General features: G+C 51.6%; 25 protein-coding genes and 2 tRNA genes. 12 read left to right on the top strand and 15 right to left on the bottom strand.

Features of this window, described 5'->3' with window-relative positions; genetic code table 11:
* Nucleotides 1-15: 15 nt before the first annotated feature.
* Nucleotides 16-336 carry a hypothetical protein gene (locus FH755_RS06700; protein WP_292439857.1) on the bottom strand — a complete coding sequence of 107 codons (321 nt, stop codon included), beginning with the start codon at nt 334-336 and terminating at the stop codon, nt 16-18.
* A gap of 192 nt (nt 337-528) precedes the next feature.
* Here FH755_RS06700 and FH755_RS06695 point away from each other — a divergent pair, with 192 nt between their 5' ends.
* From FH755_RS06695 to FH755_RS06640, 12 genes are all read left to right on the top strand, one after another.
* Nucleotides 529-1,524 carry a histidine kinase gene (locus tag FH755_RS06695; RefSeq protein ID WP_292439855.1) on the top strand — a complete coding sequence of 332 codons (996 nt, stop codon included), beginning with the start codon at nt 529-531 and terminating at the stop codon, nt 1,522-1,524.
* Between the two features lie 13 nt (nt 1,525-1,537).
* Nucleotides 1,538-2,182, top strand: coding sequence for a response regulator transcription factor (locus tag FH755_RS06690; protein WP_292439853.1), 645 nt, complete (start codon nt 1,538-1,540; stop codon nt 2,180-2,182).
* Nucleotides 2,183-2,433: 251 nt separating this feature from the next.
* Nucleotides 2,434-4,317: a methanol/ethanol family PQQ-dependent dehydrogenase gene (locus FH755_RS06685; RefSeq protein WP_292439851.1), complete on the top strand. Its 1,884-nt coding sequence runs from the start codon at nt 2,434-2,436 to the stop codon at nt 4,315-4,317.
* A 93-nt stretch (nt 4,318-4,410) separates the two neighbouring features.
* A complete protein-coding gene (gene moxJ / locus FH755_RS06680; RefSeq protein ID WP_292439849.1) occupies nt 4,411-5,253 on the top strand; it encodes a methanol oxidation system protein MoxJ in 843 nt (280 codons plus the stop codon).
* 32 nt (nt 5,254-5,285) lie between these two features.
* Nucleotides 5,286-5,864, top strand: coding sequence for a cytochrome c(L), periplasmic (moxG, locus tag FH755_RS06675; protein WP_292439847.1), 579 nt, complete (start codon nt 5,286-5,288; stop codon nt 5,862-5,864).
* A gap of 82 nt (nt 5,865-5,946) precedes the next feature.
* Entirely contained in the window at nt 5,947-6,219 is a 273-nt protein-coding gene (locus FH755_RS06670; protein WP_292439846.1) for a methanol dehydrogenase, read from the top strand.
* A gap of 71 nt (nt 6,220-6,290) precedes the next feature.
* Nucleotides 6,291-7,325, top strand: coding sequence for a MoxR family ATPase (locus FH755_RS06665; RefSeq protein ID WP_292439844.1), 1,035 nt, complete (start codon nt 6,291-6,293; stop codon nt 7,323-7,325).
* Nucleotides 7,322-8,131 carry a hypothetical protein gene (locus FH755_RS06660; protein WP_292439842.1) on the top strand — a complete coding sequence of 270 codons (810 nt, stop codon included), beginning with the start codon at nt 7,322-7,324 and terminating at the stop codon, nt 8,129-8,131. The genes FH755_RS06665 and FH755_RS06660 overlap by 4 nt, the downstream gene beginning before the upstream one ends.
* A gap of 9 nt (nt 8,132-8,140) precedes the next feature.
* The gene (locus FH755_RS06655; protein WP_292439841.1) at nt 8,141-9,079 is read left to right on the top strand and encodes a hypothetical protein; all 939 of its coding nucleotides are present in this window, start codon (nt 8,141-8,143) and stop codon (nt 9,077-9,079) included.
* A complete protein-coding gene (locus tag FH755_RS06650) occupies nt 9,076-10,056 on the top strand; it encodes a vWA domain-containing protein (protein ID WP_292439839.1) in 981 nt (326 codons plus the stop codon). Before FH755_RS06655 ends, FH755_RS06650 begins: the two co-directional genes overlap by 4 nt.
* Complete coding sequence (locus FH755_RS06645) at nt 10,053-10,622, top strand: MxaK protein (RefSeq protein ID WP_292439838.1); 570 nt, start codon at nt 10,053-10,055, stop codon at nt 10,620-10,622. The genes FH755_RS06650 and FH755_RS06645 overlap by 4 nt, the downstream gene beginning before the upstream one ends.
* 9 nt (nt 10,623-10,631) lie before the next feature.
* Entirely contained in the window at nt 10,632-11,600 is a 969-nt protein-coding gene (locus tag FH755_RS06640; protein WP_292439836.1) for a vWA domain-containing protein, read from the top strand.
* A gap of 118 nt (nt 11,601-11,718) precedes the next feature.
* Here the strand turns inward: FH755_RS06640 and FH755_RS06635 are convergent, their stop codons facing one another.
* The 14 genes from FH755_RS06635 to FH755_RS06570 form a co-directional block, all read right to left on the bottom strand.
* Nucleotides 11,719-12,972, bottom strand: coding sequence for an ammonium transporter (locus FH755_RS06635; protein ID WP_292439834.1), 1,254 nt, complete (start codon nt 12,970-12,972; stop codon nt 11,719-11,721).
* A gap of 11 nt (nt 12,973-12,983) precedes the next feature.
* The gene (locus FH755_RS06630) at nt 12,984-13,322 is read right to left on the bottom strand and encodes a P-II family nitrogen regulator (protein ID WP_292439832.1); all 339 of its coding nucleotides are present in this window, start codon (nt 13,320-13,322) and stop codon (nt 12,984-12,986) included.
* Nucleotides 13,323-13,510: 188 nt separating this feature from the next.
* Nucleotides 13,511-14,098 (bottom strand): uracil-DNA glycosylase family protein, encoded by a 588-nt coding sequence (locus tag FH755_RS06625; RefSeq protein WP_292439831.1) that lies wholly within the window; start codon nt 14,096-14,098, stop codon nt 13,511-13,513.
* A gap of 50 nt (nt 14,099-14,148) precedes the next feature.
* Nucleotides 14,149-14,439 carry a YecR family lipoprotein gene (gene yecR, locus FH755_RS06620; protein ID WP_292439829.1) on the bottom strand — a complete coding sequence of 97 codons (291 nt, stop codon included), beginning with the start codon at nt 14,437-14,439 and terminating at the stop codon, nt 14,149-14,151.
* 126 nt (nt 14,440-14,565) lie between these two features.
* Nucleotides 14,566-14,642, bottom strand: a tRNA-Met gene (locus FH755_RS06615).
* Nucleotides 14,643-14,702: 60 nt separating this feature from the next.
* Nucleotides 14,703-15,749: a phospholipase A gene (locus tag FH755_RS06610; protein WP_292439827.1), complete on the bottom strand. Its 1,047-nt coding sequence runs from the start codon at nt 15,747-15,749 to the stop codon at nt 14,703-14,705.
* A 47-nt stretch (nt 15,750-15,796) separates the two neighbouring features.
* Nucleotides 15,797-16,888 (bottom strand): redox-regulated ATPase YchF, encoded by a 1,092-nt coding sequence (gene ychF / locus FH755_RS06605; protein ID WP_292439824.1) that lies wholly within the window; start codon nt 16,886-16,888, stop codon nt 15,797-15,799.
* Nucleotides 16,889-16,896: 8 nt separating this feature from the next.
* Nucleotides 16,897-17,469: an aminoacyl-tRNA hydrolase gene (pth, locus tag FH755_RS06600; RefSeq protein ID WP_292439822.1), complete on the bottom strand. Its 573-nt coding sequence runs from the start codon at nt 17,467-17,469 to the stop codon at nt 16,897-16,899.
* Nucleotides 17,470-17,492: 23 nt separating this feature from the next.
* The gene (locus FH755_RS06595; protein ID WP_292439820.1) at nt 17,493-18,191 is read right to left on the bottom strand and encodes a 50S ribosomal protein L25/general stress protein Ctc; all 699 of its coding nucleotides are present in this window, start codon (nt 18,189-18,191) and stop codon (nt 17,493-17,495) included.
* A 110-nt stretch (nt 18,192-18,301) separates the two neighbouring features.
* On the bottom strand, nt 18,302-19,237 hold the full coding sequence (locus FH755_RS06590; protein WP_292440264.1) for a ribose-phosphate diphosphokinase: 936 nt from the start codon (nt 19,235-19,237) through the stop codon (nt 18,302-18,304).
* Between the two features lie 90 nt (nt 19,238-19,327).
* Nucleotides 19,328-19,402: transfer RNA gene (locus tag FH755_RS06585), tRNA-Gln, on the bottom strand.
* Between the two features lie 19 nt (nt 19,403-19,421).
* Nucleotides 19,422-20,282 (bottom strand): 4-(cytidine 5'-diphospho)-2-C-methyl-D-erythritol kinase, encoded by an 861-nt coding sequence (gene ispE / locus FH755_RS06580; RefSeq protein WP_292439818.1) that lies wholly within the window; start codon nt 20,280-20,282, stop codon nt 19,422-19,424.
* Complete coding sequence (lolB, locus tag FH755_RS06575) at nt 20,279-20,878, bottom strand: lipoprotein insertase outer membrane protein LolB (protein ID WP_292439817.1); 600 nt, start codon at nt 20,876-20,878, stop codon at nt 20,279-20,281. The genes ispE and lolB overlap by 4 nt, the downstream gene beginning before the upstream one ends.
* A complete protein-coding gene (locus FH755_RS06570) occupies nt 20,875-22,656 on the bottom strand; it encodes a tetratricopeptide repeat protein (RefSeq protein WP_292439815.1) in 1,782 nt (593 codons plus the stop codon). Before FH755_RS06570 ends, lolB begins: the two co-directional genes overlap by 4 nt.
* Nucleotides 22,657-22,716: the final 60 nt, after the last annotated feature.

The raw sequence follows: 22,716 nt of genomic DNA, 5'->3' as shown, positions 1-22,716 counted from the left end.
GTTGTTCCTCATTAATTACTGACTCTTGATATCACGATTGGTGTGACCCAGCGTTTCCACAAAGCCATTGGCTATGCCAATTTGGGTGTAGCGGTAAACCTTGTCTGATGTGCCCTGCCGGACTCTGTCCTGATAAATCCAGAACTCGACTGTGCCACCTTGATTCTCACGCTGTACTACTGAGGTGGGCTCTCCCAGTTCGGTTTTGACAAATTCGGCGCTCTGGCCGGCAAAGGTTTTAAGAAACTGCAGTTCTTCATATAAGTCATTAGCTTGCTGCGCAAATGCGGCTGTTGTGACCGACAGGCAAAACAGCAACACTGAGAATATTTTCATAATTTTTCCTGCCTTTCTGATGTGTTGGAACATCCTACTCAGCCTTGTCTGAGGGCGTTAGAGACAACAGCGCGGATATTCCCGTGACAGTCTCATTTTTAGCGCTATGAATTGCTCCCATTGTGCATTTCCCCCCTGTATAGACCTTGTCAGGTGGTGAATACTCTCGGTTTTATTACAGATGGAAATGCCATGACTGTGAGCCTCCCTCCCAGGGACTTTCCCCACTCCGAGAGCAAACTGCATGGTGGTCGTCAGACTATCGGGGATTTGCTCTGGGTGGCATTTTTAACGCTCTCAACCTACCTTCTGGCAGCCCATTTGGATCTGGCGGAGCGTTATATTGACTGGACCGCTCTCGGTGAAGTCTATCAGTTGGATGAAATCGTTTTTGTATTGCTGGCAGCTTGTCTCGGCCTGATATGGTTCAGCATCCGTCGACTCCGCGCCCTGAGCTACAGCCTCAGTAATAACCTGGCAATGCAGGCCAAACTGCAAGCGAATAATGACAATATCCGTCAGCTCCTCAGTGAGAATCAGGCACTGATTAAGCATTTGATTGAAGTGCGGGAATCGGAACGAAAGCACCTGGCCACCGAACTGCACGATGTTTTCGGCCAGCACCTGGCGGCAATGGATGCCAATCTGACTGTGGCCCGGAACCTGTCTCAGAACAAGCAACTGAAAGCCTGTCTCAGTTCCGTTATCGACAGTACTGATCATTTGCGTTCGATCACCCGCCAGAAACTTCGGCAGTTGAAACCACCCAGTCTGGACAGTATTGGTCTGTCCGGCGCTGTTCAGGAGTTACTGCATGACTGGCGGGGCGCAAACACACATATCAGTGTCGAAACACAAATTGAATTGAAAGACGATGAGATCGGAAACGACGTTGCATTTGCACTTTACCGGGGACTACAGGAAGGCCTGAGCAATATCCGGCGTCATGCAGATGCCGATATGGTCACGGTCGATATCTGTCAGTTTCAGGAATTTGGCCATCATCAACTGCAGCTGGTACTGGAAGACAATGGCAAAGGACTGCCTGCTGATTTTGCTGACCGTGGACTGGGCCTGCTTGCAGTTCGCGAACGTGCGCAATCACTCGGCGGCATCTATGAGCTCTCTACAAAAAAGCCCTCCGGGACCAGATTGCAGTTGAAGCTCCCTTATCAACCACTTATATAAATGAATACCACTTATGCAAGCTATCACTGTTCTTCTTATTGATGATCACACCATCCTCAGAGAAGGCTATCAGCAACTGCTGAATTCAGCCGGTTTTGAAGTCGTGGCTCAGGCCAGCAATTCTGAGGAAGGATATCGGCAATATCTCAATCTCAATCCTGATATCTGTATTATTGATATCAGCATGCCGGGAGCCGGCGGGCTTGAATGTATCCGCCGCATCACGGCCCGCAATCCCAAAGCAAGGATTCTGGTGTGCACCATGCACGACGATTCAACCCTGGCGATGCGGGCCATGGAGATGGGGGCTCGGGGTTATATCACCAAATCCTGCTCTTCATCCGTACTGATTGAGGCTGTCAGAACCATTGTCAATAAAGGTCACTACCTCAGTACCGAAATAGCGCGGGCCATCGCGATGGATAAGCTGGTTCATGCCAACCACAAACTGGATGCCCTTTCCCACCAGGAGTTCGCTGTATTCAGAATGGTGGCGGAAGGCCGGAGCATTAATGAAATGGCTGGCAGCCTGGCCCTGGCGCCCAAGACCGTCTCCAATTACAAAACAAATATGATGCGTAAGCTCGGCACCAGCAATCTGGCTGAGATTATCTTTCTGGCCCAAAAAACCGGTGTTTTACAGACACCTCCCGTTTGATCACCTCCCGGCATCGTGCGCTACCTTTCAGAGACTCGGCCGGACGATGCCGGCCTGCTCGCTATCAAGCCGGTACCGCCCATTCATCCGCCATTTTGGGATAACTTCCCTTAGGCTTTCGGGCCCCGCTCTCTATCCCGTCCTGTTCAAAAAAAAGCACTATGGATGCTGTGCTTTAGCACCGTTTTCTGTAATTGGTGCTGCACCACAAAGTCAGTCTCAGCTGACACTCAAAACAAATAGGAGGATATATGAGAGAAACGCATCTGAACCGATGGTCCAGACTCGGTACTGCACTTGCTGTTTCATCAGCCCTGGGCCTAGTGTCCGGTGCTGCTATGGCAAACCAGAAACTGGTCGAACTTCAGCAGAACAACGAAAACTGGGTGATGCAGGGTAAGGACTTCTCAGGCACCCACTACAGTACGCAAACCCAGATCAACAAAAAGAACGTTAATCGCCTGCGCCCGTCCTGGTCGTTCTCAACCGGCGTTCTGAATGGTCATGAGGGCGCGCCGCTGGTGGTCGACGGAACCATGTACATCCACACCCCGTTCCCGAACAACACCTTTGCTATCGACCTCGATGAACCGGGCGTGATCAAGTGGGAACATAAACCAAAACAGGATCCGGCAGCACGTGCCGTCGCCTGCTGTGACGTGGTCAACCGTGGTCTCGCTTACTGGCCGGGTGACGAGAAAACACCGGCCATGATCGTGAAAAGCCAGCTGGATGGTCACGTTGTCGCCCTGAATGCGGAAACCGGTGAAGTCCACTGGAAAGTGGAAAATGCCGATATTAGTGTCGGTCAGACTGAAACAGCTGCCCCATTCGTCGCCAAAGACCTGGTTATCCAGGGTTCTTCCGGTGCTGAGCTGGGTGTCCGTGGTTATGTTACCGCTTATGATATTCACACCGGTGAAATGGCCTGGCGCTGGTATGCCACCGGTCCTGACAGTGATATTGGTCTGCACAAAGACTTCAACAGTGAAAACCCCCACTACGGTCAGAAAGGGCTGGGCACTAAAACCTGGGAAGACAATGCCTGGAAAATCGGTGGCGGTACCAACTGGGGCTGGTATGCCTACGACCCGGATCTGAACATGTTCTACTATGGTTCAGGTAACCCGGCCCCGTGGAATGAGACCATGCGCCCCGGTGATAACAAATGGACCATGACTATCTGGGGTCGTGATCTGGACACCGGTCTGGCCAAGTTCGGTTATCAGAAAACCCCTCATGATGAGTGGGACTATGCTGGCGTCAACGTCATGATGCTGTCTGAGCAGAAAGACAAAAATGGCAAAATGCGCAAGCTGCTGACCCACCCTGACCGTAACGGGATCATTTACACCCTGGATCGTGAAACCGGTGATCTGGTCTCTGCCAACAAGATGGACGACACCGCCAACTGGGTGAAAAAAGTCGATCTTGAAACCGGTCTGCCAATTCGTGACCCGGAATACAGCACCCGTATGGGCCACCGTTCACGTGACATCTGCCCGTCCGCCATGGGTTTCCACAACCAGGGCTTCGACTCGTATGACCCGGAACGTGAACTGTTCTACCTCGGCCTGAACCACCTGTGTATGGATTGGGAGCCATTCATGCTGCCATACCGTGCCGGTCAGTTCTTCGTGGGTGCCAATGTTTGGTCTTACCCTGGCCCCAAAGGTGACCGCCAGAATGGCATCGGTTCCGGCCAGGTCAAAGCCTACAATGCCATTACCGGTGAATTTGCCTGGGAAAAAATGGAGAAATTCTCCGTTTGGGGCGGCACCATGGCAACCAAAGGCGGCCTGGTTTTCTATGGCACCCTCGATGGCTTCATCAAAGCACGTGATGCTGACAACGGTGATCTGTTGTGGAAATTCAAACTGCCTTCCGGCGCTATAGGTCACCCGATGACCTACACCCATAACGGTACCCAGTATGTGGCTATCAACTATGGTGTTGGTGGCTGGCCAGCTGTCGGTCTGGTGTTTGATCTGAATGACCCCTCTGCCGGTCTGGGTGCTGTCGGCGCCTTTAAAGAACTGGCGAAAAACACCCAGATGGGTGGTGGCGTCATGGTCTTTGCAATTGATGGTAAGAGCCCCTATGACGATCTGAGCGTCGGTGAATACGAAATGTAAGCATGGCTTACCGCATTTACTAAAAGCTTAATCGTTATAAAACCCGGCCGGCAGTCATCTGGCTGCCGGCCTTCCATCAAGGGGTCAAGCACCATGAAAATAAACATTCAAAGCAACAAAACATTCAAAACGCTTTTCAGCTTACTGATTGGCAGCGGCATGATGCTCAGCCATATCGCCAGTGCAAACAACGAAACGCTTCGCGTCTGCGCGGCCGCTGATGAAATGCCTTATTCCAGCAAAAGCGGCGAAGGTTTCGAAAACAGGCTGGCGGCCATTCTCGCCGAAGAGATGGACCGTGAACTGGAAATGGTCTGGTCTGATAAAGCGGCCATTTTCCTGGTCACCGAGAAGCTGCTCAAAAATGAATGTGATGTTGTGATGGGTGTGGATAAGGATGATCCGCGCGTTGCAACCAGCAAGCCCTATTATAAATCCGGCTACGCATTCATTTATCCGGCTGACAAAGATCTGGATATTAAAACCTGGCAAAGCGAAGACCTCCAGTCCATGAGCAAATTCGCCATCGTTCCTGGCAGTCCCTCCGAAGTGATGCTTCATGAGATCGACAAATACGAAGGCAATTTCAACTACATGATGTCGCTCATCGGCTTCAAGTCAAGACGCAACCAGTATGTCCGCTACGCCCCAGACGTATTAATTGCTGAAGTTAGCTCCGGTAAAGCAGATCTTGCTCATATCTGGGCACCGGAAGCAGCACGTTATGTTCAATCAGCTTCAGTGCCGCTGAAAATGGTGGTCTCTGAAGAAGTTGCCCAGACCAATGACGGTGAAGGGGTGCTCCAGCACTACGAACAGTCTGTGGCTGTGCGTACAGAAGATAAAGACTTGCTGGCAGAGATAAATACGGCCCTGCAAGAGGCTGATTCAAAAATAAAAGCCGTGCTTAAACAGGAAGGCATCCCCCTTCTTTAAAGCTGAGCCCACAACAGGAAAGATTTAAAACCATGACAGATACAACTCGCTTAGCGAAAAAAAACCGCCACACCATCGCCATTTTGCTGGCTTCAATCGTCACTGTGTCACTGATACCGATTGCACAGTCGCAACTGATGTTCCGCAACACTATCACTGGTGAGGTTCTGGACTTTTCGTTCGGTAAAAAAGGTGAAAAGACAGAGGCGGTTAAACACTTTAAAAATACCGGCGAAAACATCTACAACAATGATGAAGAAGCCATTCACACAGGCGAAAGCCTGTTTATGACCGCCTGTTCAGGCTGTCACGGTCATCATGCTGAAGGCAAACTGGGTCCGGCTTTGGGTGATGACTATTACACCTATCCCAAAAATGCCACCGACAAGGGTCTGTTTGAGACTATCTATGGAGGGGCCCGCAGCATGATGGGGCCGCAATACAACAACCTCACCATTGATGAAATGCTGCAGGTGATGGCATGGATTCGCAGTGTTTACTGGGGCGACCCTGAAAAAGCTGAATGGTTGAGTGAAGAAGAGAGAGCTGACTTCACCCCGGCGCCTGTCCCTGAAGATTACAAAGAAGCACTGAAAAACTTTAAAAAATGATTTCAAACAATTAATGGGTGATGTGTTGCCACCCCGATAACACATCAATTCATTATGTCGTCGCAATAAAAGGAGAGAAAAAATGAAATTTAAAACAATCGCAGTCACATGTTCTGCCCTGATGATGCTGTCAGGCGGCACCGCTGTGATGGCTTATGATGGAACCAACTGTGAAGCCCCCGGCAACTGCTGGGAAGCCAAACCTGGCTTCCCTGAAAAAATCAAAGGCAGTAAATACGATCCCAAGCACAGCGAAAAAGAGCTCAATAAACAGCAGGAAGCGCTGAATGCCATGGAAAAACGCAATGCTCAACGAGTTGCGAACTTCAAAAAAACAGGTAACTGGGAATACTAAGCTATTCTCCAACCCGGATGACCGGCCTCTTTCTGGCCGGTCTTTCTTTTTCTAACAGCCGGTAAAGCGCTATGAACCAGCCCACCCATGCAAGTGTACCTGCGATGTCAGACTGGCATAAACTCATCCAGAAAACGGAACAAAGCATCAACCAGACGATTCTGGGTCAGGAAGCCATTGTCAGACAGATGATGATCGCCACGTTGTCCCGTGGTCATATCCTTCTGGAAGGTGATGTTGGTGTCGGTAAGACCACCCTGCTGAAAACAGTGGCTGAAACACTGGGCGGCTGCTTTGAGCGTATTGAGGGCACCATCGACCTGATGCCCCATGACCTGGTTTATTACACCTATATCGCTGAGAGTGGCAAACCCGGTGTCAGTCCCGGGCCGGTGCTGAAACACGGTGATGCCTTATCTATTTTCTTTTTCAATGAGATTAACCGTGCAAGGCCTCAGGTTCACTCCCTGTTGTTACGCATCATGGCCGAAAGAAGTGTACATGCCTTTAATCAGACGTATCACTTTCCACATCTGCAGGTGTTTGCCGACCGTAATCGTATTGAAAAAGACGAAACTTTCGAACTCCCTGCCGCGGCGCGTGACCGATTCATGATGGAGTTGCATGTGGAACAGCCAAAAGCAGAAGCGCAATTAAAGGACCTGATGTTCAATCCCCGCTTTCATGATGCCGACAAACTGGTCAACAGCGCGGAAAAAGCCATACTGCCCTATCAGCACCTGAATGATATCGCAGTTCAGATACAACAACAGGTCAAAGCCAGTTCGGCACTGCAGGATTATGGTTTTCACCTTTGCCGGGCGCTGCGGGAGCCTGGCGAGTATGGCATACAGATATCGGATGTCGAGGTCAGCAAGCTAATCAAAGGGGGTATGGGACCGCGGGGGATTAGTTATCTGGCCCGCGGCGCGCGAGTGAATGCCTGGCTGAATCAACGGGAGGCGATTATCCCTGAAGACTTTCATGTCATCATCAAGCAAATAGCCAAACACCGAATCTTTCTGAACCCGGTATATGACTACAACCGGGAACAGATTATTGATGCTCTGATTGCGGCCGCTCTGGACACTATCGCATCCCCATGAGCCAATTGTTCGATTACAAAACGACAGCCATGATCAGCAGCCTGATGCCGGGCGGACATAAAAGCCGTCAGCGAGGCCCGGGCTCCGACTTTTACCGTAAAACCCATTTCCTGGATGAACCTGAACCTGCCCGTATCGACCTGAACGCCAGTCTCACCGATCCGTTTGAGAACCTGCAGGTCAGAAGCTATCGTCAGCGCAGCAAACTTGATGTGCTGGTCCTGATTGACGGGTCTTCCTCAATGATTTATGTCAATAAAGTCAGCATGGTCACAGCCCTGTTCGACAGTATCTGCCAGTCGGTGGCAGCAGCCGGCGATGAAATGTCTGCTTATCTGTTGACCGATCAGCTATTGCCGCTGGAAGATTGCAGCGCTTTACAGAGCGCCTTCAATGCGATTGGCCCGGAACACAACCAGGCCAGTGCATTTACGGAAATTCAGCAAGTTCTGCCAACAAGGCAATCTCTTGTCTTTCTTGTTTCAGATTTTCACTGGCCTGATTGGCAGTTGCATGCTGTGTTGACCGCATTATCAGCGCATACCGTCGTGCCTGTTATCTGCTGGCAAAGCCGTGAATACAATGATTACCCTTTGTGGCGATTTGTCGAGATGGCAGATCTGGAAATAGGTAAAAGCACTCTGGTCTTTGTCACACCAAACCAGCGTCAACTCCTCAAGCAGCGTTACCAGCAACGGCAGGAGTACCTCAACACCCAATGCCGTGCCTTTAACCAGCGTCCGTTCTGGTTGCTGGATCACTATGAAGCGGTACAAATGAACCGTTATTTTGCCACACAGCCCTGAGGCAGAATTATGCAAAACAGTTTATTAATCAGTGTGTTGATTGTATGGCTGACCGCCTCCAGCGCTGTCCTGGCTGATGAAACAAGTGTCGTCGCCAGAATCCTGCAACAGGATCAGGGCCGAAGCTATGGCGTGATGGTCGGCGATATGATTCATCAACGCTTTGTGGTTGAAGTGAAGCCGCCGTACAGTATTATTCAGTCTTCCCTGCCTCAGTCCGGAGAGCTGAATTACTGGCTGGAACTGCGGGATGTGGCTGTATCGACAAAAGAATCTGATGACAGAACGCTTTATCTCATCGATCTCAAATATCAGACTTTCTACGCCCCATTGGATGTCAGAACGCTCACTATCCCTGGCATCAAACTTGATTTCTCTGCTGGCGAACAACGCTTTCAACTTCATCTGCCTGACTGGCAGTTTACGATGTCCCCCATCAAGGAGATCACGCCGGGCGGGGTCGGTAATAACAATAATGCCGCCGCCTTTATGAAAGCGGCTATCGCCCCTAAAACCTTCTCTCTGGATGAACTGAACCAGCGGTTAGGACTGTTGGCGGCGGCCACCAGTATGGTTGTCATTGCCCTTTTATGGCTCAATGGCCTGCTACCGAAGCTGGGTCAGTCACCCTTCATCGGTGCAGCCAGACAGATTCGACGAATAAAACGCAGAAGACATACGGCCAGGGAAGATTACCTCGCTTGCCTGCAGTCGGTACATCAGGCCATAAATCAACGCGCGCAGACAACGGTCTTTGCCGGGCAGTTAGATGATTTTCTGGCTCAGTTTCCCCAGTTCAGCAGCCTGCGCGATGAATTGACAATGTTTTTCCGACAGTCCCGGGATGCCTTTTTTATGGACAAGCAGCCCGATCCCATACTGATCAACGATTGTCTCGATTTATGCCGGGAAATGGCCGCAGCAGATAAGGTCACAGCAGTCAAATGAACCTGGCGTTCTCCCACCCGTGGCTATTGCTGCTGCTACCCTTATGCCTGCTGCCTTTTGCTTCCAGCCTGTTTGAGCGTCGTCCCTGTGCCAGTGCCGAACTTCTCGCACTCAACCCGGTCACCGTCTGGCTTAATCGTTTGATTGTAGCGACAGCGGTCATCAGCATAGCCAGCCTGATCACCGGTATCGCCGGACTGCATATTCTGGAACAGACCGTCACCCGTACCGGCAATGGCGCTCACATTGTTTTTGTACTGGATCGCAGTGCCAGCATGAATGAGACTTTTGGCGGCAAAACACCAAGTAAGGATGAACAGTCCAAAGCCCAGGCTGCACGTCGCCTGTTGTCGGAATTTGTCAGCAATCGTCCACATGATCTGTTTGGCGTTGCCGGTTTCAGCACTCAGCCGTTTTATGTCAGTCCACTGACCGAACATAAAACCGCGATTCAGGCTGCCATCAACAGCATGGAAACGCCAGGCCTGGCCTTCACCAATGTCGCCAAGGGACTGGGCATGGGGCTGAGTTATTTCAGGGATCAACCACATACCGGCTCCAGAGTCATTGTGCTGGTCTCCGATGGTGCTGCCTCACTGGATCACCGGGCGCAAAAAATCTTACGTGAGTGGTTTGAGCGTTATCGCGTCAGTCTTTACTGGTTCTTTTTACGTACCGAGAACGGACTCGGCATCTACAGCGAACCGGATACCCCGCAGGATGATAATCCACGGGTGATGCCGGAACGCCATCTGCACAAGTTTTTTAACACCTTATCCGTGCCCTACCATGCCTATGAAGTCGATACCGTTGAGTCCCTGCAAGCCTCTATCGCTGAATTGGATGAGTTGGAGAGCTTGCCTCTTATCTACGAAGAAAAAATTCCGCGACAGAGCCTCTCCGTCTGGCTATACAGCCTGGCGCTAATGGGCATACTGTTGCTGATCGCAGTCAAACTGCTGGAGAAAAAATCATGATTCTGCGGCGTACCTACCTACGCTCCCTGCTAATTATTGTGCTTTTGATATTGCTGATACTGCTCACCATCACACTGGTTGAACGGCAACGTCTGAGCGGGATTAACCAGACGCTGCAACAGCTCATGACCGGTCGCTTTATCGACGCCGAAGAGGTGGATCTGAGCCAGCCCGAAAATCAGTTCGCCTACGCCTGGCACCTGCATCAGCAGGGCCTGTTCGAACAAGCCGTCGACGCCTATGGCAAAGCAGAGCGTTCGGTCACGTCCGATTTTGTCAAAGTGATTCATTACAATATGGGCAACCTCTACCTGGAGCAGGCCATCGAAGTGGCAGAGCAAATGGGTATAGACAGAGCCACTGCGCTGGCCGATGTGGCCAAGGATTTATTCCGGACCGCACTGAAACAGGACCCGGATTTCTGGGCAGCTAAATATAACCTGGAAGCTGCACAACGGCTGTCACGGGATTTACCGCTGGGAGATTTACAGGAATCCGGGGCGGCTGAAGAGACATCAGAAGAACTATGGTCAGCCATGCCCGGTTTTCCACTGGGCCTGCCTTAGGAAATCATCATGGCCCGTCTCATCAGTCTTATCGCCGCAGCCCTGTTTACCCTGTTCGCACTGTTGCTGCCGCCCTTGCCGTTTCCGGTGAAGACCTTTGACTACGTGTTTATGCTCGATATTACCCGCAGTATGAATGTGCAGGATTACACTGATGCTGATGGTGGCGCTATCAGTCGGCTGGAACGCAGTAAAGGAGCGATGCTGGCCATTGCCCGAAGCCTGCCATGCGGCTCAAAGGTGGGACTGGGTGTATTCACTGAACGCAGTCCAGCCCTGTTATATTCCCCGATAGATGTCTGTGTGGATTATCCGGTGCTGGAAGCCAGTATCAATGAACTCGACTGGCGCATGGCCTGGGTCGCCGACAGCAATATCAGCCAGGCACTCTACAACACGCTGGAACTGATGCAGGGCAATGTATTGAAAGGCAATAAACTGGTGTTTTTTAGCGATGGTCACGAAGCGCCACCGGTTAATCCGCGTTATGCGCCTGAGTATAGTTATCTGGAACTGTTGCAGAACAAACCTGAAGATTGGCGCAGTGGTCTTATTGTCGGTGTCGGTCAGCACAATAAGAGTAAAATTCCCAAGTTTGACGAAGAGGGTAAACAGATCGGTTTTTATACTGCGGAAGATGTACCGCATGCCAGCCGCTTTGGCTTACCGGCCGATCCCAGCAAAGTTGAAGGCTATATTCCACGTAATGGCCCCTGGGGAACTGCCAGGGTGGTCGGTACCGAGCATTTATCCAATGTCCGTGAAGACTACCTGAAAAAAATCGGCAAACAGGCAAAAATGGACTATCACCATCTGCAGGATGATGCCGGCCTGTCACAGGCATTGAAGCAGGAAGCCTTTGCAAACCGTCAGGTACAGCCAACACGTCTCAATGCTGTTAGCGCTGTGTTTGCCCTGTTAATGATGGTTTATTGCTATCACCCCTTCCGGCCCAGGTGGCAGTTTATACTGCCATAAACGATTCCAGGTCCGGGAGCTCACTTGTCCGGATGGGCTGACACGCTAATAACAGCTTAACTCGCTCCCAAAAAAACGCCGGCTTATGCCGGCGTTTTCTATAGTGAACCCATGAGTTTTACTTTTCAGGGGTAAACTCGGGATAAGCTGTCATACCACATTCGTGGATATCCATGCCTTCCATTTCTTCTTCCTCGCTGGCGCGCAGTTTGATGATTTTGTTAATCACCGACAGCACGATAAAGGAAGCCCCGAACATCCAGGCAAACGTTACCAGGGTACCAATCAACTGACCGGTAAAAGTCGCCGCTGGATTGGTAAACAGCACCGCAAATATGCCCCATATACCGGCTGTGCCATGCACCGAAATCGCACCGACCGGATCGTCGATCTTGAGCTTATCGAGACCGACCACGGACAATACAACAACGAGGCCACCACCCAGGCCGATCAAGGAAGCCACACCGGCTCCCGGCATCAGCGGTTCAGCGGTAATCGCCACCAGACCGGCCAGCGCACCATTAATGGTCATAGTCAGATCGGTCTTGCCAAACATAAAGCGTGACAGCAGCGCAGCCGCAACCATACCCGCTGCGGCAGCCGCATTGGTATTGACGAAGATTTTTGCTACGGCGTTGGCTTCATCGACATTGGCGATTTTGAGCTCAGACCCTCCGTTGAACCCGAACCAGCCCATCCACAGGATGAACATACCCAGCGTGGCTAATGGCAGATTGGCGCCCGGAATGGCGTGCACTTCGCCGTTTTTACCGTATTTCCCTCTGCGCGGACCGATAATCAGTACAGCAGCCAGGGCAGCAGCGGCACCCGCCATATGCACCACAACGGAGCCGGCAAAGTCCTGGAAGCCCAGCTGATCCAAGAAGCCACCACCCCACTTCCAGTAACCCTCTACCGGATAGATAAAGCCGACCATAAATACAGCGAAAATCAGGAACGGCCACAAACGCATTCTTTCTGCTACCGCACCGGACACAATCGACATCGTGGCGGCGGCGAACACCGCCTGGAAGATAAAGTCGGCCATACTTGAGTAATATGGGGCCCCTTCACCTCCGGCAGTCACAGCATCGACCGTGTTATCGCTACCCAGCAGAAAATCGATGCCCGGAATGACCGAACTGATTGGTTCGCCAGGATACATGACGTTATAGCCCACCAATAGATAGACAATACAGGCCACGCCATACAGCAACGCATTTTTGTTGAGAATCTCAACTGTATTTTTACTACGGACCAGACCGGATTCCAGCATCGCAAAACCAGCGGCCATCCACATGACTAACGCCGTACACATCAGGAAATAAAATGTATCCAGTGCGTAACTTACTTCAATTACCATGGTATCCATTACCTTACCCCTTAAATCGCTTCAACACCGGTTTCGCCGGTCCGGATACGGATCACCGAATCCAGACTGGCCACAAATATCTTGCCATCGCCGACCTGCCCGGTACGGGCCTGAGTCGCAATGATCTCGGTGACCTCGTCTACCTGACTGTCATCGATGGCAAGCTCGAGTTGAATCTTGGGCTGGAACGCAATGTTGTATTCTGCACCCCGATAAAGCGCGGGATGGCCTTTCTGCCGGCCAAATCCCCTGACTTCCCCCACGGTCATCCCATTGACGCCGGCCTCCTGCAAGGCCGATCGCACTACTTCCAGGGCGTGGGGGCGAATAATGGCTGTCACTATTTTCATTATTGGCTCCTGTTGCTAAATAGGAAAAATAATTTACCCCGGAGAATCAATGAAATAGTTATGCCACTTCGATATTGTCGTTAGGAAACAATAACTTAATATTTTTTGCCTCCCTTGACACTGCTTATCCGTGAACCGAAGCAGTGCAAAAGTCCTGACTGTCGCGCCAATATGGCGCAGACCGATAATCAGGTGTTATTTCTGAGGATGTCAGCAACACGCTGTTTAAGTAATGGCAGCACCTCATGCTCAAACCACGGATTTTGCTTCAACCAGCGCTGATTACGCGGACTGGGGTGTGGCAATGGCAGGCAATGTGGCCAGTAAGCCTGCCAATTCATGACTGTATCGGTCACTGAGCCATTAAAATCGGGCAGATGATACTCCATCGCATAACGCCCGATAACAAGGGTCAGCTGCAGCTTTTCTAACTGTGTCAGTAAGGCTCTATGCCAGGTCTCAGCACATTCAGGCCGAGGCGGCAGATCCCCGCTTTTGCCTGAGCCCGGAAAGCAAAACCCCATGGGTAAAATGGCGATCAACTTTGCATCATAAAACTGCGCCCGATTGATACCCATCCACTTTCTCAGCCGGTCGCCACTGGGATCATCAAAAGGCCTGCCCTTGTGATGAGCCTTGCGTCCGGGTGCCTGACCGGCAATCAGGATGCGGGCTGTTGTGCTGAATTGCAGTATCGGCCGCGGCTCGAGTGGCAACTTGTCCCTGCACAGCGTGCAGGCACGTACATCAGAGAGTAATGTGGGAGATTGTTGCATGGCAGCAAACAAAGATAAGCGAGCCGGAACAGAATTCCGGGTTCTGATTTTTATTGATTACTACACTGATACTGCTGGTCGACCCGGCGATAGTAGCACTCATACCAGCCGGTGTAGCGATCACAAAGTTGCTTTTCACCCCCCAGCCTTTCAGCGGTATTGAATCCGCGGGTCTGGCACATTTCCAACGCCTGTTTGTCAGCCTTATTAATATTGAGAGGCTGGGGCTCTGTACTGGTATAAACCTGGCTGACGGTGATAACAGAATCAACCGTTGGGCTGTCCGCAGCCATCGCTGTGAGACTCAGTAAGAACAATGCAGATGATAAAAGCGCTTTCATGCCAGCATCCTGTAAATTTATTAAGGCAGGAAAATGAAGATAGCTGGCTAAGGCCACAGATACAAGCCCCAAAAAAACCGCTTTGTGGCGTGCTTGAGCAACGTAGATGGGGGAGAAAAATTGGAATGGTGGCTATGGGTGGATTCGAACCACCGACCCCATCATTATGAGTGATGTGCTCTAACCAACTGAGCTACATAGCCGTATGAGAAGCGCGCCATAATACGATAACAGCCGGCAAATATCAAGGCTGAAACCGAAATTTATAACCAGTCACTGAGTTGGATACCGAAACCGATACTGTTGCTGTGAGCGTCATAATCGATCAGGCTTTCACCATAACCGTTAAACCACTGCACATAGCCTCGAACCCGGTCGCTGAGCGGGAAGCTCCAGCCCAATTGGATAGCACCGTAGTTTTCGCCGAAATCCAGATTGTTTCTGAGCATGACTTCAAAATTGTGCCGGTCCATTTTATAGAGCGCGCCCAGTTCGAAATTGCCCATATATTCATCGATATCCGGATTATCGTCATCTTCACGGTCTTCGTTAATACGCAACCAGGGCTTGAACGAGACATAAAGATCATCATATTCAAAAATGAAGTCAGCATAGACGCGGTTCCAGCTGCGTGACAATTCCCCGGACTGACCATTGGACTGATGGGAGATACCGGTCCGGATTACTGAGTTTTTGATTCCAAACAGTTCATAATCGTTACGGAAAGACAGCCAGGCTTCCGGTTCATGATTGGAATCACGGAATGGCGCTGAGCCTTCTTTGTTGAACTGCTGCCAGAAAGAACGATTGGTGTAGGCCAGGTAGAGATCGGCGCGGTTGTTAAACAGCCCATAAACAACCGGAGCTTTCAGGCTGATTTGAAACTTGGTTTCCCAGGGCTGGAAGTTAATGTCATCATCCGGGTCAGCCGCACGGAAGGGATCTTCATTGGGCGAGCTCATATTGTTACTGAGCATGATGTAGTTGGGTTTATGCGGCAGCAGCACGAAGGGATTCCGTGCCTCTTTCTTTTCCAGGAATAAACGCCGGGTAATCGCCGATTCATCATCGGTTTCAACGCCATTTTCAGTGACCTCAATCCCGACCGGTTCAGCGGGAGAAGGAGCTGCCGCTTCAATGTCGGCCTGGCTTTGTTCCGCTTCGCAGAATTGGCGCAGCTCACCCACGGTGACCGTATCATCGGCCGTTGCCATTTGTGCCATCAGACACTGATTTATTTCATCATTGGCAAACAGCGCTGAGGACCAGCCGAGCACCGCAACAAGCAGTGCTGAAATCAGACTTTTCATAAGCGTACCTGCCTGAAACGGAAAACCAGTTTAGCGTAACAAATTAACTAGACGTTGAAGCGGAAGTGCATCACATCGCCATCATGTATGACGTAGTCCTTGCCTTCCAGGCGCCATTTACCGGCATCCTTGGCCCCTTGTTCGCCGTTGTAGGCGACAAAATCATCATAGCTGACAACTTCAGCGCGGATAAAGCCTTTCTGAAAATCGGTGTGGATCACGCCAGCGCCCTCTGGTGCCGTGGCGCCCAGTTTCACGGTCCAGGCGCGCACTTCTTTGACGCCGGCAGTGAAGTAGGTATGCAGGCCCAATAGTTGATAACCGCTGCGAATCACACGATTCAGACCCGGTTCTTCCTGGCCCAGTTCTGCCAGGAAGTCGGCTTTTTCATCCTCTTCCAAATCGGCAATCTCAGCCTCAATCGCGGCGCAAATCGGCACCACAATCGCATTTTCCTGCTCTGCCAGTTTCTGCACCGCTTCCAGCGCCGGATTATTTTCAAAGCCGTCTTCGGACACATTCGCAATATACATGGTGGGTTTACCGGTCAGTAACTGCAAATCACGAATCATCAGCCGCTGATCTTTATCCAGACCCATAGCCCGAACCGGCTGACCACTATCCAGATGATCACGCATGGCAGTCAGCAATTCCACTCGTGCCTTGGCAGCTTTGTCGCCGCTTTTCGCATCACGGGTGGCTTTGCTAATCGCTTTTTCCACGCTTTCCAGATCAGCCAACGCCAGCTCGGTATTAATCACTTCGATATCATCCAGTGGCGATACCTTACCGGTGACATGCACGACATTCTCGTCCTCGAAACAGCGGACCACATGGGCAATCGCGTCGGTTTCGCGGATATTGGCGAGGAACTTGTTGCCGAGACCTTCCCCCTTGGAGGCACCTTCAACCAGTCCGGCGATATCAACAAACTCCATCGTGGTCGGCATCACCCGCTCCGGACTGACAATCGCGGCCAGTTTATCCATCCGTGGATCCGGCACCGGCACGATACCGACATTGGGCTCGATAGTGCAGAAAGGATAGTTCTGGGCATCAATGCCGGCTTCAGTCAATGCATTAAACAGAGTGGACTTACCAACATTGGGTAAACCGACGATACCGCATTTGAATCCCATAACTTATCCTATTGAGAGTGCAGCCAGTTCATGGCCTTGTCGAGGTTACCCGACAGGACATCCGGCAGAATTTTTAACATGTTTTCGATGGCCATCTCGATAGCCTCGCGATCGGTCGGTGAGGGCTTGCTCAGCACGTAATCCGATACCAGCCTGCTGTCGCCGGGATGGCCGATGCCGAGACGGCAACGCAGAAAATCCTTGCCCCCGCTTTGCGCAATAATATCTCTCAGGCCATTATGGCCGCCATGACCACCGTCGCGCTTGAGACGGACCGTGCCGGGCGGCAGATCCAGTTCATCATGGATCACCAGGATATTTTGCAGGGGAATTTTGAAAAAATTGGCCAGTGGTGCCACAGACTGTCCACTGCGATTCATGAAGGTCAGGGGTTTGAGCAAATACAGTTTATGCTCGCCCAGATCGCATTGAGCCAGCTCGCCGTGATACTTTTTTTGCACCGTAAAACTGGTACCAAGATCACGGGCGAGCTGGTCCAATAGCCAGAACCCGACATTATGCCGGGTTCCATCATATTGGGAGCCGGGGTTGCCCAGTCCGGCGATAATCCAGCTAGCCATTCAGCTCCCCAAGACGATAAAGATTACTCTTCAGTCGCTTCTTCGTCGCTGCCGTTTCCTTCTTCATCGACAGACGCTTCAGTCGCTTCTTCGTCTTCTTCAACTTCCTGTACGCGTGGCATATGAATGCTCGCAACAGCCTGGTCGTAAGCAGAACGTTCGCCTTCTTCCAGTTCTTCTTCCTGGTGATGCGTCAGCGCAGTCAGGCTCACACCTTTAGGCACAGTCAGTTCAGATAGATGCAAGCTTTCGTCCATACCCAGTTTGGAAATGTCTGCCTCAATATACTCAGGCAGATCCTGTGGCAGGCAGGCAACATCAACTTCAGTCATCATGTGAGAAACCTGACCACCTTCTTTCACGCCAGGCGCGACATCTTCACCGATAAAGTGAATCGGCACGGTCATGGTCATTTCATGCTTGGCATCAACACGCAGGAAGTCAGCGTGCAGAATTTTGTTGTCGTTGGCAGGGTGACGTTGCAGATCTTTCAGCACCACCTGATCTTTCTTACCATCCACTGTCAGCGTCAGGATGTGTGCATAGAATGCTTCTTCATCCAGGTGACGCAGGAACTGGTTGTGATCCAGCGTGATAGAAACCGGATCTTTATCCGCACCATAAACCACTGCCGGGAATTTGCCCGCATGACGAAGGCGGCGGCTCGCACCTTTCCCCTCATCAGTACGTGCTTCGGCATGTACTTCAAACAAGTTTTCCATTTTATTCTCCAAAATGTATGAACATCAGTTCATCAAAAAAACCGCCTCACGGCGGCAATCGCCTCCCCCGCGACCAGGTTCGGCACGTAATAAGCCGGTTATTATACCGGCTAATCCATATACAGGGAGCTGACAGACTCCTCGTTACTAATTCTGTACATCGCTTCGGCCAGCATTTCAGCAATACTGAGCACGCGAATTTTGTCACAAGCCTCGGCGTGGGGCTGTAAAGGAATGGTGTCAGTCACTACCACTTCGTCCAACACCGAGTTGGAAATATTATCAATGGCCGGGCCGGATAAGACCGGATGGGTTGAATAGGCCACGACTTTTTTGGCACCGTGTTCTTTCAGTGCAGCGGCAGCAGCGCAGAGCGTGCCCGCAGTATCAACCATATCGTCAATCAACACACAGACGCGGTTATTGACGTCGCCGATGATGTTCATCACTTTGGCTTCATTGGCACGCGGGCGACGCTTGTCGATAATCGCCAGTTCCACGTCCAGATGTTTTGCCAGTGCACGGGCACGGACCACACCACCGACGTCAGGCGAAACCACCACCAGATCCTGATATTTGTGTTTCCAGATATCCCCCAGCAGCACTGGCGAGGCGTAGACATTATCAACAGGGCAGTCGAAAAAGCCCTGAATCTGGTCGGCGTGCAGATCGACTGTCAGCACACGATCGGCACCGACACCGGTCAGCATATTGGCCACGACTTTGGCGGTAATCGCCACACGGGCGGAACGCGGACGTCGATCCTGACGTGAATAACCGAAGTAAGGAACAACCAGAGTGATGCGCTTGGCCGAGGCACGACGAATCGCGTCGGTCATGACCATCAGTTCCATCAGATTATCGTTAGTGGGCATGCAGGTAGGTTGCACGATAAAGACGTCCTTACCGCGGACGTTATCGAGAATCTCAACCATGATTTCACCATCGCTGAATTTTTCAACGGTGGCTTTGCCGATGGAGATGCTGAGGAAATTAGCAATGTTCTGAGCCAGTTTGCGGTTGGCATTGCCGGTAAACACCATCATGCGGGTATCGGCAGTGCGTTGCTGTAACTGGAGAAGTCGGTTTTGTGTCACGGTAGTGGCGCCGAGTTTCTGTTAAAAAACAAAAGAAAGTGGCTGGGGTACCAGGATTCGAACCTGGGAATGCTGGGATCAAAACCCAGTGCCTTACCGCTTGGCGATACCCCAACTGTAAAAAATCATTCTATCATCTTGCAGTCGCATTCGACTCATTTAATGTCGAAGCTAATGCAGTGAGTGGCGACCGGTTAGTGCCTTTGGCCACAAACCCCTGCCAGTTGGAAGGCAGGTTTTCCACTACTTTTTGCGCCTGCTGCTGATTATCAAAATCAGCGAATATGCAAGCGCCTGTTCCAGTCATCCTTGGCGACGCGTATTGTGCCAACCAATTCAGCGCATTTGCAACTGCCGGGTAGCGTTTTTTTACTACCCCTTCGCAGACATTGCTGCCTTCCCCTGAAAGGAAGCGCGATATTGTGATGGGTTCGCAGTCCCGTGTCAATTCCGTCGATGAAAATATTTCAGCCGTGGACACATGACAATCGGGCTTAACCACAACAAACCAAGATTCTTCGGGGTTTATCGGCGTCAACTTCTCTCCCACTCCTTCGGCCCAGGCCGCAAACCCGGCAATAAAAATCGGTACATCTGCGCCCAGTTCGAGTCCCAGTTGCGCCAATTCAGAATCACTGACAGCACATTGCCAAAGATAGTTCAGCGCAACCAGCGTGGTTGCGGCATTGGAACTGCCGCCGCCCAGACCGCCCCCCATCGGCAGCTGTTTGTCTACATGGATAATAGCGCCTTTCCGGCAACCCGTATGCTGCTGGAGCAGACGCGCAGCACGAACAATGAGATTATCCTCATCTGCCACACCGGCAATGGATTGGCTGAGTTTAATCTCCGGACTATCGGTGATTTCAAATTGCAGTTCATCACCGTAATCAAGAAACTGAAACGCGGTCTGCAGCTCGTGATAACCGTCTGGCCGACGGCCGGTGATATGCAGAAACAGATTCAGCTTGGCCGGGGCCGGCCAGCTGATCACTTGGGAATACTCCAGTCAGATACCACCAGGCGCACACTCATCTCCGCATGTTTCATAAACACTTTTTCCGGCATCGAGGTATCTTTAAACGGCATGTAGCGTAGAAACTCAATTTGCCAGCCGGCCTGTTCCAACTTGGTCAAACGCCCCTGGGCGTCCAGCTGTTTACTGTCAACCGGCAGCTTGGAGTAGGGCACACCGCGGACCCAGTCACGCAATGCACTGACCGGTAATAACCAGCCCATCGCTTCCGCCAGAAGCTGTTCCGGTGTTCGCGCAGACAAAGTTTCACCATCATCCAGCGTCAGTGTCACGGTCTCAGCATTGCCGTCCAGCTCAACGCCACCCTGCGAGAACGGACCGGATAACTTGATGTGAAATTGCTGCCCCTGCTCCTGCCACTGAATGCCGGCATTCCAGCCTTCCCGGCCCTGAACAATCGCCGTGCGGCCTTTAAAAGCCCACGCAGTCAGCGCTGCCTGTTGAACCTGGCGTTGCTGCCACAACTGTTCAGGGTCCTGCGCCGGCTTGGATTGCCACAGCGGGGCACAGCCAGTCAACATCAGAATCAATGTCAGACTGAGCAGTTGCCTCATAAGCCGAACCTGCGCATGGTGTCCCGCAGCAGTTGATTATCAGCGTCTTTTTCCAGACCTTTCTGCCAGATTTGTCTGGCTTCCTGTTTCTTACCGCGTTCCCACAGTACTTCGCCCAAATGCGCGATAAACTCGACATCGGGTTGAACATTCATGGCTTCACGCAGATATTTTTCTGCCTTCTCCAGATCGCCGAGACGGTAATACACCCAGCCCAGACTGTCGAGATAGAAAGGATCACCCGGTTTCAGTTCCAGCGCGCGGGTGATCATGTCCAATGCTTCCTGGTGGCGTTCAGTCCGATCCGTCAGGGTGTAGCCCAAGGCGTTTAAAGCCTGTGCATTGTTCGGATCGCGCTCCAGAATCCAACGCAAATCCGCTTCAAGCACATCCAGCTTGTCCAAAGACTCTGCAATCATGGCACGGCTGTAGCGCAGGTCTTCACTCTGTGGATAGCGCTTGATTGCTTCCGACAACAAATCAAAAGCCGCCTGACTTTGTCCCTGTTCACGCAATAAGCTGGCTTCGAACAGGTAATACTGCAGGGCCTGCTGGGGCAACTCTTCTCGCAACTGCGCCAGGTGCACCCGGGCCTTGGCAAGCTCGCCACGCTCAATCAACAGTTTGATGTAGTTGCTCTGAGCCACATCGAAACGGTTACTTTGTACCGGCACCGAAGCAAACCAGACCAGGGCTGCATCGATATTGCCGTTCATTTCCTCAGCCAGGCCCATAAAATAGGAGGCCTGATAAGTCGGGTCACCGAGTTTAAGCAACTCACTGAAATAGGATTTGGCAAGCTGACCATCTTTGTCTTCCAGTGCCAGAAGACCGAGCGCAAACAGGGCATCGCGGTTATCTGGGTCATCGGCCAGAATAGTTTCAAAAACCTCGTGCGCCTGTTCGGTCTCGCCATTCTCGCCAAGCAGTTTACCGTATGTAAATCGCAGATCCTGACTGGCGTCATCCTTTTTGGCCGCTTTGGCAATCAGCTTCAGGGCTTCTTCCGAACGTCCCATACGCTGCAGGGTATCGGCTTTGAGCACCAGATAATCTTCATTATCCGGATCCGCTTCCAATAGCGGCGCAAGTTTGTTCAGAGTTTCTTCGTAGCGTTTGTAAAAAAACGCCATACGGGCATAGGCAAAACGGGCAGCCGGGTCATTCTGCTGATAGCTGTCGAGCTGCTTGAGCATATTGAGCGCTTCATCCGGCTCGGCCACTTCGGCCAGGTTTTCGGAAACACGGATCAAATAAGTTTTCTTTTTGTCCGGTGCCAATTCGAGGGCTTTGTTGACGGCGTTTACCGCACCCTGATAGTTGTCTTTCAGCATCAGGAAGGGCGCCTGCATGATGTAAACATCCGCATCATTGGGGTCGACTTCAATCCAGCGTTCCAGCGCATCATTGATTCGCTGCTGGTCTCGCGACAAACTCGCAACCTGGGCACTGCGGCTGGCGAGGGCCGGTGACTCGACCATTTCCGCCGCACGCTGATAGAGATCAACGGCGATACCGATCTGACCACGCTGACCCGCTACCTCAGCAGAGAGAATGTAATACATCAGCTCCGGCGATAAAGGCATGTATTGTTTGGGCTGCTCGGGTTTGGCGTCCGTTTCGGTGGCGACGGTTTCCATCTTGTTTTCAGCAGGTCCAGCCTCCGGCGCTCCGGCCTGTTGTGCCGGGGTCGAGGCACAGGCAAGCAGAAACAGAGGCATGCCTATAAGACCGGCATGTTTGAGGCGCTGCCCGGCTCCCCGCAAAAAAGATTGCATCAAATCCATATTAAAACGACCTGCCCGTTTGATTTTGATAGAATGGTGTATTGATTTGTC

The sequence above is a fragment of the Methylophaga sp. genome (assembly GCF_009711715.1).
Lineage (GTDB): Bacteria > Pseudomonadota > Gammaproteobacteria > Nitrosococcales > Methylophagaceae > Methylophaga.
This window is presented reverse-complemented; position numbering and strand designations above follow the sequence as displayed.

Excerpts from the sequence above, each read along its gene's own strand:
- FH755_RS06700 (WP_292439857.1), bottom strand. The coding sequence starts at position 336 with ATGAAAATATTCTCAGTGTTGCTGTTTTGCCTGTCGGTCACAACAGCC.
- FH755_RS06695 (WP_292439855.1), top strand. The coding sequence starts at position 529 with ATGACTGTGAGCCTCCCTCCCAGGGACTTTCCCCACTCCGAGAGCAAA.
- FH755_RS06690 (WP_292439853.1), top strand. The coding sequence starts at position 1,538 with ATGCAAGCTATCACTGTTCTTCTTATTGATGATCACACCATCCTCAGA.
- FH755_RS06685 (WP_292439851.1), top strand. The coding sequence starts at position 2,434 with ATGAGAGAAACGCATCTGAACCGATGGTCCAGACTCGGTACTGCACTT.
- moxJ (WP_292439849.1), top strand. The coding sequence starts at position 4,411 with ATGAAAATAAACATTCAAAGCAACAAAACATTCAAAACGCTTTTCAGC.
- moxG (WP_292439847.1), top strand. The coding sequence starts at position 5,286 with ATGACAGATACAACTCGCTTAGCGAAAAAAAACCGCCACACCATCGCC.
- FH755_RS06670 (WP_292439846.1), top strand. The coding sequence starts at position 5,947 with ATGAAATTTAAAACAATCGCAGTCACATGTTCTGCCCTGATGATGCTG.
- FH755_RS06665 (WP_292439844.1), top strand. The coding sequence starts at position 6,291 with ATGAACCAGCCCACCCATGCAAGTGTACCTGCGATGTCAGACTGGCAT.
- FH755_RS06660 (WP_292439842.1), top strand. The coding sequence starts at position 7,322 with ATGAGCCAATTGTTCGATTACAAAACGACAGCCATGATCAGCAGCCTG.
- FH755_RS06655 (WP_292439841.1), top strand. The coding sequence starts at position 8,141 with ATGCAAAACAGTTTATTAATCAGTGTGTTGATTGTATGGCTGACCGCC.
- FH755_RS06650 (WP_292439839.1), top strand. The coding sequence starts at position 9,076 with ATGAACCTGGCGTTCTCCCACCCGTGGCTATTGCTGCTGCTACCCTTA.
- FH755_RS06645 (WP_292439838.1), top strand. The coding sequence starts at position 10,053 with ATGATTCTGCGGCGTACCTACCTACGCTCCCTGCTAATTATTGTGCTT.
- FH755_RS06640 (WP_292439836.1), top strand. The coding sequence starts at position 10,632 with ATGGCCCGTCTCATCAGTCTTATCGCCGCAGCCCTGTTTACCCTGTTC.
- FH755_RS06635 (WP_292439834.1), bottom strand. The coding sequence starts at position 12,972 with ATGGATACCATGGTAATTGAAGTAAGTTACGCACTGGATACATTTTAT.
- FH755_RS06630 (WP_292439832.1), bottom strand. The coding sequence starts at position 13,322 with ATGAAAATAGTGACAGCCATTATTCGCCCCCACGCCCTGGAAGTAGTG.
- FH755_RS06625 (WP_292439831.1), bottom strand. The coding sequence starts at position 14,098 with ATGCAACAATCTCCCACATTACTCTCTGATGTACGTGCCTGCACGCTG.
- yecR (WP_292439829.1), bottom strand. The coding sequence starts at position 14,439 with ATGAAAGCGCTTTTATCATCTGCATTGTTCTTACTGAGTCTCACAGCG.
- FH755_RS06610 (WP_292439827.1), bottom strand. The coding sequence starts at position 15,749 with ATGAAAAGTCTGATTTCAGCACTGCTTGTTGCGGTGCTCGGCTGGTCC.
- ychF (WP_292439824.1), bottom strand. The coding sequence starts at position 16,888 with ATGGGATTCAAATGCGGTATCGTCGGTTTACCCAATGTTGGTAAGTCC.
- pth (WP_292439822.1), bottom strand. The coding sequence starts at position 17,469 with ATGGCTAGCTGGATTATCGCCGGACTGGGCAACCCCGGCTCCCAATAT.
- FH755_RS06595 (WP_292439820.1), bottom strand. The coding sequence starts at position 18,191 with ATGGAAAACTTGTTTGAAGTACATGCCGAAGCACGTACTGATGAGGGG.
- FH755_RS06590 (WP_292440264.1), bottom strand. The coding sequence starts at position 19,237 with ATGATGGTGTTTACCGGCAATGCCAACCGCAAACTGGCTCAGAACATT.
- lolB (WP_292439817.1), bottom strand. The coding sequence starts at position 20,878 with ATGAGGCAACTGCTCAGTCTGACATTGATTCTGATGTTGACTGGCTGT.
- FH755_RS06570 (WP_292439815.1), bottom strand. The coding sequence starts at position 22,656 with ATGCAATCTTTTTTGCGGGGAGCCGGGCAGCGCCTCAAACATGCCGGT.